Source organism: Streptomyces himastatinicus ATCC 53653 (assembly GCF_000158915.1).
GTDB classification, from domain to species: domain Bacteria; phylum Actinomycetota; class Actinomycetes; order Streptomycetales; family Streptomycetaceae; genus Streptomyces; species Streptomyces himastatinicus.
Genome location: NZ_GG657754.1, coordinates 812,312 through 824,376, shown reverse-complemented (window position 1 = coordinate 824,376; position 12,065 = coordinate 812,312). Strand labels below are relative to the sequence as shown.

Genomic DNA, 12,065 nt, shown 5'->3' with positions numbered 1-12,065 from the left:
GCGATGCCGACTTCGCCATCGCCGCCGTCCCCGTCTCCGCCAAACGCCCCCGCTATGCCGCCGAGTTGGACGGTCCCGACGAGGACGACTGGGTCGTCGCCCTGCACCTGCGGGACCGCGCCACCGGCCGCTCCCTCCTCTACGCCCCCGCCCTCGCCGCCTGGTCCGACGCCTTCCAGCGGGCCGCCGAGGAGGCCGACTGCGTCATCGTCGACGGCACCTTCTGGGACGACGAGGAGCCCCTGCGCAGCGGCTTCGGCTCCCGTACCGCCACCGCCATGGGCCATGTGCCGATCGACGGACCCGGCGGAACGGCGGGGCGGCTCGCCGCACTCGGCGCCCGCACCCTGTACACCCACCTCAACAACACCAACCCCCTCAACGACCCGGCCGCGCCCCAGCACGCGGTGCTCGCCGGACGGGGCATCGAGGTGGCCGCCGACGGGATGGTGATCGAGTTATGACCCGGAGCCTCGAAGAGCGGCTGCGCGCAGTCGCCCAGGAGCGCTACCACGACCGGCACCCCTTCAACCTCCGCATGCACGCGGGCGAACTCACCCCCGCCGAACTGCGCCGCTGGATCCTCAACCGCTTCCACTACCAGCGCCACATCCCCGTCAAGGACGCGCTCATCACCGCCAAGCTGGACACCCCGCGGCTGCGCCGGATGTGGCTGCGCCGCATCCAGGACCACGACGGCGCCGCCGACGGCGAGGGCGGCATCGAGCGGTGGCTGCGGCTCGGCGAGGCCGCGGGCATCGGCCGGGAACGGCTGCTCACCGGCGCCGAAGTGCTGCCCGGCGTACGGCTCGCGGTCGACGGTTACGTCAACTTCTGCCGTCTGGGCACCCCGCTGGAGGCCGTCGCCGCCTCGCTGACCGAACTGTCCGCCCCCGGCATCATGCGCACCCGCATCGAGGCGTTCGAACACCACTACCCGTGGATCGAGCGCGAAGGGCTCCGCTACTTCCGGGACCGGGTGGGTCAGGGCAGCCGGGACAGCGCCGAAGCCCTCGACCTCGTCCTGACCTGGGCCTGCACCCCCGAGGACGAGGAACGGGCGGTCGCTGCGCTGACCTTCAAATGCGATGTGCTGTGGTCCCTGCTGGACGCCGTGGACCACGCCGACACCAAGGACACGGCGGGGGAGGGGATATGACGGCCCCGGCCGCCTGGCGGCCGGCCCTGGCCCCCGCGGTGCACCTGCGCCACGACCGGGTGCGCGAGGTGGACCTGCTGGTGATGCCCGAGCGCGTGGTGGTCCTGCGCGGCACCGCCGGAACGGTGCTGCGGCTGTGCGACGGCGGCCGCGACCTCGACACCATCGTGGCCGAACTCGCCGAACGCTTCCCCGGCGCCCCCGTGGCCACCGACGTCCCGGCGTTCCTGGACCGGATGCACGAGGAGGGCTGGATACGGTGACCGCCCACCCCCAAGGGCACCCCCGTCCGTGGGCGCTGCTCGCCGAGCTGACCCACGGCTGCCCGCTGCACTGCCCCTACTGCTCCAACCCGCTCCAACTGACGCGCCGCTCCCGCGAGCTGACCGGCGAGGAGTGGGAGCGGGTGCTGCGCCAGGCGGCGGAGCTGGGCGTCGTCCACACCCATCTGTCCGGCGGTGAGCCGCTGCTGCGCCGGGACCTGGAGGTGATCGTCGCCGCGGCCGCGTCCGCCGGGCTCTACACCCAGCTGGTCACCAGCGGCGTGGGTCTTGACGAGGCCCGGCTGACGGCGCTGACCGGGGCCGGGCTGCACAGCGTCCAGCTCTCCGTCCAGCACGCCGACCCCGGGGCCTCCGACCGGATCGCCGGACACCGCTCGTTCGCCGCCAAGGAGCGGGCCGCCGCCCTGGTACGGGAGGCGGGCCTGCCGCTGGGCGTCAACGTCGTCCTGCACCGCGACAACCTCGACGCGCTGGACCCACTGATCGAACTGGCCGTGGCCTGGGGCGCCGATCGCGTCGAACTCGCCAACACCCAGTTCTACGGCTGGGCCCTGCGCAACCGCGCCGCCCTGCTGCCCACCCGCGAGCAGCTCGCCCGGGCCCGGGAGGGCGTCGCGCGATGGCGCGAGAAGCTCGGCGGCCGCACCGAGCTGGTGTGGGTCCTCCCGGACTACTTCGAGGGCGTCGCCAAGCCCTGCATGGGCGGCTGGGGTGCGGTCTCGCTCACCGTCGCGCCCGACGGCACCGTCCTGCCCTGCCCCGCCGCGGCCGCCCTGCCCGGCCTCGACCCGCCGAACGTCCGCGACCACGCCCTGGAGTGGATCTGGGACCACTCCGCCGCCTTCAACCGCTACCGCGGCGAGGAGTGGATGGCCGAACCGTGTCGTAGCTGCTCCCACCGCGCCGAGGACTTCGGCGGCTGCCGCTGCCAGGCGTACGCCCTCACCGGGGACGCCGCCCGCACCGACCCGGCCTGCGCCCTCTCGCCCGATCATGGCCTGATCCGTTCGCTGACCGGCCCCGCTCCGGCCGCGGAGCCCCCGCCTCCGGGCTATACGTACCGCGGGTACGGGAGGGGGTGAGGCCGCCCGGTTTGGCTCAACCGTCCCCGCTTCCGTAAAGTTCGGCCGTTAACCAGGGAGAACAGAACCAGAAAGCGGCAGCGGCGATGACGGTGACTGACGACGGCCGGGCCCAGCGGATGGAGGCCGGGCGGCCGGGGGCCGAGTACCCGGGGGCCGAGGCGCCCGGTACCGACGAGCCCGGTATCGACCCCGAGCGCCTGGCGACCTGCCTGAGCGTCCTCGAGGAGCTGGACCGGCTGCCCATCGACCACCCCGACGCCATCACGGTGCGCCGGGCCACCGCCGGTATCTACCGCACCGTGAAGCAGCGCAGGCGCTCGGAACGCCGGGCCGCCAAGACCGCCAACGACAAGGCGGTGACCGAGGCCACCGCCACCGGCGCCGCCGACCGCATCGACGACGAGACGCTGGGCCGGGCCCTCAGCTCCTCGGTCACCAGCGAGATCGCGGGCATCCTGGAGCGCCCGCGCTCCTGCTACGTGTGCAAGACCCGGTACGTCGAGGTCGACGCGTTCTACCACCAGCTCTGCCGCGGCTGCGCCGCCGAGAACCGGGCCCGCCGCGACGCCCGCACCGACCTCACCGGCCGCCGGGCGCTGCTCACCGGCGGCCGCGCCAAGATCGGCATGTACATCGCCCTGCGGCTACTGCGTGACGGCGCCCACACCACCGTCACCACCCGTTTCCCCAACGACGCGATCCGCCGCTTCACGGCGATGCCGGACAGCGCCGAGTGGCTCCACCGGCTGAAGATCGTCGGCATCGATCTGCGCGACCCCGCCCAGGTCATCGCGCTGACCGACGAGGTCAGCGCCGCCGGGCCGCTGGACATCCTGATCAACAACGCCGCGCAGACCGTGCGCCGCAGCCCGCAGGCGTACGGGGAGCTGATAGCGGGCGAGTCGGCGCCGCTGCCCGCCGGGGAGCTGCCCGAGGCCGTCGTCCTCGGCGCCTTCGGCAGCGGCTCCCAGACCGCGCTGCCCGGGCCGCGACGGGAGCGGGACGGCGCGCTGACCGCCCAGGACCTCACCGCCCTCGCCCTCACCAGCGGCTCCGCCTCGCCCGCCCGGATCGAGGCGGGCACCGCGATCGACGCGGGCGGGCTCGTCCCGGACCTGGACCCCACCAACACCTGGATCCAGCGGGTCCACGAGGTGGACCCGGTCGAGATGCTGGAGGTGCAGCTGTGCAACGAGACGGCGCCCTTCATCCTGGTCAGCCGGCTGCGCCCGGCGATGGCCGCCGCGCCCGCCCGGCGGAAGTACGTGGTCAACGTCTCCGCGATGGAGGGCAAATTCGGCCGCGGCTACAAGGGCGCGGGCCATCCGCACACCAACATGGCCAAGGCCGCGCTCAACATGCTCACCCGCACCAGCGCCCGTGAGATGTTCGAGAGCGACGCCATCCTCATGACGGCCGTCGACACCGGATGGATCACCGACGAGCGCCCGCACCCGGACAAGATGCGGCTCGCGGCCGACGGCTTCCACGCCCCGCTGGACCTGGTGGACGGCGCGGCCCGGGTCTACGACCCGATCGTCCGGGGTGAGCAGGGCGAGGACCTGTTCGGCTGCTTCCTGAAGGACTACGCGCCGACCACCTGGTAATCCGGCGGGCAGGCCGGGCGGCGGACACCGCCCGGCCCAGGGGGCGTCACGCCTTGGCGCTCGTCCCGCCCGCCGCGGGCAGACGGCGGCGGAAGGCGCGCTTCCAGCGGCGGACCTTACGGCGGTAGCTCGCCCGCAGCCGGACCCGGGTGCGCTCCCATTTGCGCGCGAACCGGCTCGACGCCAGCTCCTCGAAGAGCTGCTCGTAGCGCATGGCGATCGGCTCCGGGTCGTACATCCGGGCGCTCTCCAGCGCCGCCGCGGCCATCGCGCGGCGCCCCGGCTCGTCATCGATCAGATCCCGCAGCGCCTGCGCCATCGCCTGCTTGTCGCCGACCGGTATGAGGCGACCCGTGACCCCGTCCTCGATGATCTCGGCCGGGCCCAGCGGGCAGTCCGTGCTCACCACCGGCACCCCGCAGCGCATGGCCTCCACGATCGTCATCCCGAACGACTCGGCGTCCGAGGCGACCGCGACGATCGACGCCTTCGCGAACTCCTCCTCGATCGGCGAGTACGGCCCCATCAGCTCGGCGCTCGCGGTCAGCCCCAGCTCCTCGATGCGCTCCTGGAGCCGGTCCTTCTGGGAACCACCGCCGTAGATCCGCAGCCGCCACTCCGGATGCTTGGGCGAGACCTCGGCGAAGGCGTCTATCAGCAGGTCGAAGCGCTTGCCGCGGACCAGCCGCCCGGCCGCCGCGATCACCGGCGTGGTGCCCTCGGAGGGCGGGGCGGCGGGCTCGGGAACGCTGTTCGGTATCGCGAGGGTCCACGCCCCCGGCAGCGGCATCTTCGCCCGGTACACCGCCGCGTCCGCCTCCGTCGTGGTGACGACGGCGTCCAGCTCGCGGTAGTACGGCGCCAGCTCGGCCCGCAGCTTCTTGCTGTGCGCCTCGTACCGCAGATGCTCCTGCGCGATGCGCAGGGCCTTGCGCGGGCCGAAGCGGGCGAGGTACACATTGACGCCCGGCCGGGTGCCGATGATCACGTCGGCGTCGGAGCCCTCCAGGTAGCGGGCGATCCGCACGTCCATCAGCCGGTTGTACTGGTGGTTCCGCTTCTCGTGGACGGGAAAGTCCCGGGTGCGCTCCGCGAACAGCGGATCCCGCGCGTCCAGGCCGCCGGGCCGGGTGTCGACCAGCGGCACCAGCCGCACCCGCGGGTCGAGCGTGAAGCGCGGCTTCCCCCGGTGGCGCATCATCGAGACGATCTCCACCTCGTGCCGCTCCGCCAGCGCCGCGGCGAGGTTCAGCGTGGTGCGTATCGTTCCGCCGATCCCATAAGCGTTGTGCAGCAGGAATACGATCTTCATTCGGTGTCTCTCCGGCCGGTGGCAACACCGGGGCGCGATCCCCCCGGAACGTACTGGGTACCCTGGACCGGCTCGGTAAGCCGGTCGCGTGGATACGGTGAGAGCCGGGTAAGAACCGCAGCTCCGGGGGGCTGCGGGGGACCGCATCCGACGGGCCTTGGCAGACTCGTCCTGTGACCAACACCGTGCTGCTCGCCGAGGACGACCGTGCCATCCGCCATGCGCTGGAGCGCGCCCTGACGCTGGAGGGATACCGGGTGACCTCGGTGTCCGACGGCGTCGAGGCCCTGGCGGCCATCCACCGTGAGCACCCGGACGTGATCGTGCTGGACGTGATGATGCCGGGAGTGGACGGAATCCAGGTGTGCCGGGTGCTGCGCGCCGAGGGCGACCGCACCCCCATCCTCATGCTCACCGCGCGGGTGGAGACCGCCGACCGGATCGAGGGACTGGACGCGGGCGCCGACGACTATGTGGCCAAGCCGTTCGACGTCGAGGAGGTCTTCGCCCGGCTGCGCGCGCTGCTGCGCCGCGTCGCCCCCGTACCGGAGCCCACGACGGAGGGCACCGTCTTCGACGCCACGCTGGCGGTCGCCGATCTGCGGCTCGATCCCTCGGCGCGCCGGGTGTGGCGGGGAGGTACCGAACTGGAGCTGACCCGCACCGAATTCGACCTGCTGGAGCTGCTGGCCCGTAACGCGGGCATCGTTCTTGATCATGGCACGATCTACTCTCGCATCTGGGGCTATGACTTCGGCCCCGGATCGAAGAACCTGGCCGTATACATCGGTTATTTGCGCCGCAAGGTCGACCAGACCGGGCTCACCCCGCTCATCCACACGGTGCGCGGCGTCGGCTACACCCTGCGGGAGGAGTGAACGGTGCGCTTCCCACTCCGCCGTCATCCACGGCCCAGCCTGCGCACCACCTTCGCGCTGTCCTTCGCGGCGGTGGCGTCCGTGGTGACCCTCCTGGTGGGCTTCCTCAGCTACGACGCCGCGGCCGGGCTGGTGCGGGTCGACCAGAAGTCCGCGTTCACCGACGTCATCCGCGATCTGCGGACCCAGGTGCGTGGCCAGAAAGTGATCCTGCGGCAGTACCCCTCCGAGGTCCCGGTGCCCTACGGGCTGCGCGACGACCTGCGCCGGATCAGCCGCATGGACGTCCAGGTGCTGGGCGGCCGGGGCGGCGTCTACGACGAGGGCAAGCCCGCGCTGCCGGTCGGCGACGAGGACCGGGAGACCGCCGCGGCCGCCGCCCCGGGCACCATGCGGCAGCGCAACATCTCCATCGGCGAGGACGACTACCGGATGGCCACCGTCGCGCTCGGCGACCACCGCGGCGCCGTACAGGTGGCCCAGCAGATCAGCGACACCGAGGATCTGCTGCGCGAACTCCAGAAGCGCACCGCGCTGTTCGTCGTCGCGATCATCGTGGCCGCCGGACTGGCCGGGTGGTGGCTCGCCGGACGCATCACCCGGCGGCTCACCCGGCTCACCCGGGTCGCCGAGAGCGTGGCGGTCACCGGCCGGATGGAGGTGGCGGTCCCGGTCGCCGGGGACGACGAAGTGGGACGGCTGGGCCGGGCGTTCGACGGCATGCTCGGGCGGCTCGCCCGCTCCAAGGACGACCAGCGGCGCCTCGTCCAGGACGCCGGACACGAACTGCGCACCCCGCTCACCTCGCTGCGCACCAACATCTCGCTGCTGAGCCGCTTCGAGAAGCTGCCGCCCGCCGCGCGCGACGAGCTGCTGGCCGATCTGGCGGGGGAGACCCGGGAACTGACCGACCTCGTCAATGAGCTGGTGGACCTGGCGGCCGGTCAGCGGGACGACGAACCGCGCACGGAGGTGTCCCTGGACGAGGTCGCCACCAAGGCCGCGACCCTCGCCCGCCGGCGCACCGGCCGCGACATCACGGTGCGGGCCAAGGGCGACACCCTCGTCGAGGGCCATCCGGCCGCCCTGCTGCGCGCGGTCTCCAACCTGGTGGAGAACGCCGCCAAGTTCGACCGGGACGGCACCGGGCCCGTCGAGGTCGTGGTGAGCGGGCACCGCGTCGAGGTACGCGACCGGGGCCCCGGCATCGCGGAGGAGGACCGCGAGCGGGTCTTCGACCGCTTCTACCGCGCCCCCGGCGCCCGCAGCCTGCCCGGTTCCGGGCTGGGTCTTGCCATCGTGCGCGAGGTGGCCCTCGCGCACGGCGGCACGGTCTTCGCCCGCCCCCGCCCCGATGGCGGCGCGGTCCTCGGCTTCACCGTGGACGGCCCCGAGGAGCCGTAGTCTTCTTCGGCTACGGCTTGCGGGCCACTCCGGCCCACATGTTGATGTCCGCGCTGCGGATCTCGTCCGGGCGGTCGCCGGGGTCCGGCTTCCAGTCGTGCGGCTCCGAGACGCCCGGGTCGACCAGCTCCATGCCGTCGAAGAACGCCGCGACCTCGCTCTTGCTGCGGGTGACGAAGGATATGCCGCTCTCCTTGTAGACGGCGATCACCTTCTGCCACGTCTCCGCGTGGAAGTCGGCCGTGGAGTGCGTCAGCATCAGATAGCTGCCCGGGGCGAGCGCGCCCATCAGCTCACGCACCAGCTCGTACGGCTTCTCCTCCTCCGGAATGAAGTGGAAGAGCGCGTTGACCGACATCGCGACCGGCTTGCTCAGGTCCAGCGTCTCCCGCAGCTCGGTCGCCGAGATGATCCGCTGCGGTTCGCGCACATCGGCCTGGACGTACGCGGTGCGGCCCTCGGGGGTGCCGCGCAGCAGGGCCTGGGCGTACGCGAGCACGATGGGGTCGTAGTCGGTGTAGACGACCCGGGCCTCCGGGGCCACGCTCTGGGCGACCTGGTGCAGATTCGGCTCGGTGGGGATGCCGGTGCCGATGTCCAGGAACTGCCGGATGCCCGCCTCGGCCGCCAGCCAGCGCGTCGCCCGGTGGATGAAGCCGCGGTTGACGGTGGCGTTGAGCTTGACGGTCGGGTAGACCGACAGCACCTTGCCCGCGGCTTCCGCGTCGACCTCGTAGTGGTCCTTGCCGTTGAGGTAGAAGTCGTACATCCGAGCCGAGTGCGGCTTGCTGGTGTCGATCTGCTGGTCCGGGGCGAGTCCGTAGTCGGTCACGCCGCCCTCCGTTCCGGTGCGTTAGCCGCCGAGGTGGCCAGGTTGTTGTTGTCGGGTCGGGTGAGAAGGAAATCCGCGGCACCGGCCTTGGCGCCCTGGATGAACTTCTCCATCTCATGGTGGGTGTAGATCAGCGCGGGGCCGTCGGGGTCCGTCGACTGCCGCAGGGCGATCCGCCCGTCGTGCAGCCTCAGGGCCTCCACGCACGCACCGCCGTTGGGGCCGCTCCAGGGCTTGCGCCAGCCTTCCGTCGCCAGACGGGTGGCGGGCATGCCGTTGTAGACGTCTTCTACCTGATCCACAGTCACAGCTCCTTGCGAATCTCTCGGAGAAAGCCCTCCGTGCGCCGCGCCGATGTGGCCCGGGTGCCCATCTGGTCCAGTGCCTCCAGATAGGCGGCCACATCGGTGCGCTGGTCGAGATAGCCGGCGCCGGTCAGGCCCTCGGCGTAGACGATGTCCGGCAGTTCCGGGATCTGGAACCGGAACAGCTGGAAGGGGCCACCCATGCCCGGATGCGGCCCGGCGGCGAACGGCACCACCTGGAGGGTCACGTTCGGCATCTGGATGGCCTCGATGAGGCGGTCGATCTGGGCGCGCATGATCTTCGGCCCGCCGATGTGCAGACGGAGCACCGTCTCGTCCATGACGGCCCACAGATGCGGCCCGCCGGGTCTGGAGAGCAGCTCCTGACGCTCCATCCGCAGGGCGACCCGCCGGCCCAGCTCCTCCTCGGAGCCCTGCGGGAAGCCGATGCGCAGCAGCGCGCGGGCGTAGTCCTCCGTCTGGAGCAGACCGGGGATGAAGTGCGGTTCGTACGCGCGGATGCGGCTGGCGGCGCCCTCCAGGCTCACATAGAGGCTGAACCAGTCGGGCAGCACATCGCGGAACCGGTGCCACCAGCCAGGCCTGTTGGCCTCCTCGACGAGCCCGAGGAAGGACTCCACCTCGTCCTGTCCGACGCCGTACGTCCGCAGGAGCTTCTCGACGTACGGGAGCTTCAGGCCGACCTCGGCCTTCTCCATCCGGCGCACGGTGGTCTGGTTGACATGCAGCGCCTTGGCGGCCGCGTCATAACCGACGCCGGCCTGCTCGCGGAGGTGCCGCAGCCGCATGCCGAGGACCATCTGCCCGACGGTCGGGGCAGACCGCGCTTCACCCACGTCATACCTCCTCCGACGGTGTTGTGCGTCTCAGTGTGCCATGCTCGGTGTGAGCGGCACAGACTGCCGTGGACATTCTGCATTTTGCAGAACGCGCCTTGCCAACTGATGCTCGCAGGAACGATAGTGGCGTCGTGACCGGTCCCAACGTGGCTGCCCTGTCGCGCACTTGCGGCAGTCGCGTACGGGCGGCGTTCACGCCCCCACAGGTAGACGGACGGAAGGCACATGGCCGTGGCATTGCGTCAACGCTCGACGATGGCCCCTCACATGAGCTCCGCCGGCGTTGATATGGCCCTCCGCCAGGAGAGTCTGCAACTGCCCGCCCGGGGTGCCTCGGTCGCCGCCGCGCGACGGCTCGTCCGGAACCGGGTGCCCCACTGGGGCTTCGACGAGGACGTGTGCGGCGCGGCCGAGCTGGTGATGTCCGAGCTGTTCACGAACGCGCTCGTGCACACCGCGAGCGACCAGATCCTCTGCGTGCTCCGCGCCCAGGAGCGGCGCTCGCTGTACGTCGAGGTCGCCGACCAGGGCGGCGGCCCGCTCGGCCCCATGCCCCGGGAGGCGGGTGTGGAGGACGAGAGCGGCCGCGGTCTGGCCCTCGTCCGCGCCCTGACCGAGGCCTGGGGCGACCGGCCGGGGGCGGCGGGCGGCCGCGTGGTGTGGGCCCAGCTCGGCGCGCTGGCCCGCTGACCAGTACGGACCCCGGCGGTTAGCATCGCCGGGTGCACACCGTCCCACGCCGCCTGCTGCTGGCGCTCGCCGCGGGCGGGCTCGCCGGTTGTTCGGACCCCGGGCCCTCCGCCCAGGTGCGGCTGGCCACCGGCCCGCGGGGTGGCCCCTACGCCACCTTCGGCAGCCGACTGGCCACCGAGGCGCACCGCGCCCACCACGGGCTCACCGTGCGGGTGCTCACCACCGCGGCGAGCGTGGAGAACCTGCGCATGCTCGGCGACGGCCGGGCCGACCTCGCGCTCACCCTCGCCGACAGCGCGGCGGACGCCGCCGCGGGGCACGGCATCTTCCCGAGGAAGATCCCGGTCGCGGCCCTCGCCCGGCTGTACCTCAACTATCTGCACCTGGTCGTGCCCGCCGACTCCACGATCGAGCACCCCGCCCAGCTGGCCGGGCGCACGGTCTCCCTCGGCGCCGCCGGGTCCGGAACCTCGACGACCGCCGGACGGGTGCTCGCCGCCGCCGCGGTACGCGACGTCCGCGCCGTACGCCTCGGGCTCGGCGCCTCCGCCGACGCGCTCACCGACGGGGAAGTGGACGCCTTCTTCTGGTCCGGCGGCGCCCCCACCTGGGCCATCTCCCGGCTCGCCCGCCGCCGCCCGCTCCGCCTGATCCCCCTCGGCGGGCTCGCCCGCGCGCTGCGCCGCGACCACGGCCCGGTCTACGAGGAGGTCTCCGTCCCGGCCGGGGCGTACGGGCTGAAGGGGCCGACCCCCACCGTGGGCACGCCCAGCTATCTCGTCTGCCGCTCCGGGCTCCCCGACGGTACGGCCCGCGCGCTCACCGATGTGCTCTTCGAGCGCCGCGACCGGCTGCCGGTGCCGGACGCGCCGGGCAGCCGCCTGGACGAGCGGTACGCCATCGGCACCGGCACCGTCCCCCTCCACCCGGGCGCCGCCGCCTACTACCGCGCCGCCTACGGCTGACGCCCCGGCCCGCCGCGGGCTCCGACCCCGCTGCCGAAGCGGCGCCGGGCGCGCCGGGTGCCGCGGAGCGCGGTGGCCCGCACGGCGGAGCCCCTGGGCTGCACGTTCGCCTGCCGCTGCCGCTGCCGCTGCCGCTGCCGCTGCCGCTGCCCGCTGCCGCTGCCGCGGTGCGCATCCGGCGTGCGCGAAGGGGCGTGGAGGCAGCGGCTCGCCTCCCCGGCGGGTACGCGGCGGCCCCGCAGTGCGCGCGCCCTGCCCGCGCCAACGCCTTCCGCACCGTCGGGGTGGACCTCCCGGGGGCGGGGGTGTCCCCCGTTTCGGGAAGCGGCGGGGTGGGGGAGAGGAACCCGCCCTAGCCCACCGGCAGGCGCAGCTCCACCACCAGGCCGCGTGGCTCGGCGGAGCGCAGGGTCAGCTCGGCGCCGCAGGAGCGGGCCAGTTCGGCGGCGATGGCCAGGCCCAGGCCGCTGCCGGGGACGTTCCCGTGGTCCGGGGCGCGCCAGAAGCGGCCGGGGGCCGCGGCCAGCTGTTCGGGGGCGAGCCCGGGGCCGTCGTCGGCGATCCGCAGCGCTCCGGCGGCGTCGAGCGAGACGGTGACCGTGCCGCCGGACGGCACGAACTTGGCCGAGTTGTCGAGCGCGATGTCCGCGATCCGGGCGGCCGGTGCGGGCAGCGGCGGGG

Annotated in this window: 14 protein-coding genes; 9 read left to right on the top strand and 5 right to left on the bottom strand. The window is 72.9% G+C overall.

Annotation, left to right across the window (positions count from 1 at the left end):
- The 5 genes from SSOG_RS02790 to SSOG_RS02770 form a co-directional block, all read left to right on the top strand.
- On the top strand, positions 1-464 hold a 464-nt coding region (locus SSOG_RS02790), incomplete at its 5' end, for an MBL fold metallo-hydrolase (protein WP_009712686.1).
- Positions 461-1,159, top strand: a complete 699-nt coding sequence (pqqC, locus tag SSOG_RS02785) for a pyrroloquinoline-quinone synthase PqqC (RefSeq protein ID WP_009712685.1) — start codon at positions 461-463, stop codon at positions 1,157-1,159. The genes SSOG_RS02790 and pqqC, both read left to right, overlap by 4 nt.
- The gene (gene pqqD / locus SSOG_RS02780) at positions 1,156-1,422 is read left to right on the top strand and encodes a pyrroloquinoline quinone biosynthesis peptide chaperone PqqD (RefSeq protein WP_039936411.1); all 267 of its coding nucleotides are present in this window, start codon (positions 1,156-1,158) and stop codon (positions 1,420-1,422) included. The genes pqqC and pqqD overlap by 4 nt, the downstream gene beginning before the upstream one ends.
- Entirely contained in the window at positions 1,410-2,525 is a 1,116-nt protein-coding gene (pqqE, locus tag SSOG_RS02775; RefSeq protein WP_009712683.1) for a pyrroloquinoline quinone biosynthesis protein PqqE, read from the top strand. The genes pqqD and pqqE overlap by 13 nt, the downstream gene beginning before the upstream one ends.
- Positions 2,526-2,611: 86 nt before the next feature.
- Entirely contained in the window at positions 2,612-4,135 is a 1,524-nt protein-coding gene (locus tag SSOG_RS02770) for an SDR family NAD(P)-dependent oxidoreductase (protein ID WP_039936409.1), read from the top strand.
- A gap of 46 nt (positions 4,136-4,181) precedes the next feature.
- On the opposite strand, the gene SSOG_RS02765 is transcribed toward SSOG_RS02770, so the two are convergent.
- Positions 4,182-5,447, bottom strand: a complete 1,266-nt coding sequence (locus tag SSOG_RS02765; RefSeq protein ID WP_039936407.1) for a glycosyltransferase family 4 protein — start codon at positions 5,445-5,447, stop codon at positions 4,182-4,184.
- A gap of 173 nt (positions 5,448-5,620) precedes the next feature.
- Between SSOG_RS02765 and SSOG_RS02760 the strand changes: the two genes are divergently transcribed.
- Together SSOG_RS02760 and SSOG_RS02755 are read left to right on the top strand one after the other, a co-directional pair.
- On the top strand, positions 5,621-6,325 hold the full coding sequence (locus SSOG_RS02760) for a response regulator transcription factor (protein ID WP_009712680.1): 705 nt from the start codon (positions 5,621-5,623) through the stop codon (positions 6,323-6,325).
- Between the two features lie 3 nt (positions 6,326-6,328).
- Positions 6,329-7,729: a sensor histidine kinase gene (locus SSOG_RS02755; RefSeq protein WP_009712679.1), complete on the top strand. Its 1,401-nt coding sequence runs from the start codon at positions 6,329-6,331 to the stop codon at positions 7,727-7,729.
- Between the two features lie 10 nt (positions 7,730-7,739).
- Here the strand turns inward: SSOG_RS02755 and SSOG_RS02750 are convergent, their stop codons facing one another.
- The 3 genes from SSOG_RS02750 to SSOG_RS02740 are packed head-to-tail and all read right to left on the bottom strand — an operon-like array spanning position 7,740 to position 9,723.
- The gene (locus SSOG_RS02750) at positions 7,740-8,561 is read right to left on the bottom strand and encodes an SAM-dependent methyltransferase (protein WP_009712678.1); all 822 of its coding nucleotides are present in this window, start codon (positions 8,559-8,561) and stop codon (positions 7,740-7,742) included.
- Positions 8,558-8,863, bottom strand: coding sequence for a DUF397 domain-containing protein (locus SSOG_RS02745; RefSeq protein WP_039936404.1), 306 nt, complete (start codon positions 8,861-8,863; stop codon positions 8,558-8,560). Before SSOG_RS02745 ends, SSOG_RS02750 begins: the two co-directional genes overlap by 4 nt.
- 2 nt (positions 8,864-8,865) lie before the next feature.
- Complete coding sequence (locus tag SSOG_RS02740) at positions 8,866-9,723, bottom strand: helix-turn-helix domain-containing protein (protein ID WP_009712676.1); 858 nt, start codon at positions 9,721-9,723, stop codon at positions 8,866-8,868.
- 270 nt (positions 9,724-9,993) lie between these two features.
- On the opposite strand from SSOG_RS02740, the gene SSOG_RS02735 reads away from it, so the two are divergent.
- Both SSOG_RS02735 and SSOG_RS02730 read left to right on the top strand, forming a co-directional pair.
- Positions 9,994-10,416 (top strand): ATP-binding protein, encoded by a 423-nt coding sequence (locus SSOG_RS02735; protein WP_039936403.1) that lies wholly within the window; start codon positions 9,994-9,996, stop codon positions 10,414-10,416.
- Positions 10,417-10,448: 32 nt separating this feature from the next.
- Complete coding sequence (locus tag SSOG_RS02730; RefSeq protein ID WP_009712674.1) at positions 10,449-11,384, top strand: TAXI family TRAP transporter solute-binding subunit; 936 nt, start codon at positions 10,449-10,451, stop codon at positions 11,382-11,384.
- 352 nt (positions 11,385-11,736) lie between these two features.
- Here the strand turns inward: SSOG_RS02730 and SSOG_RS02725 are convergent.
- The coding region (locus SSOG_RS02725; RefSeq protein WP_039936400.1) for a sensor histidine kinase at positions 11,737-12,065 on the bottom strand (329 nt) is incomplete at its 5' end.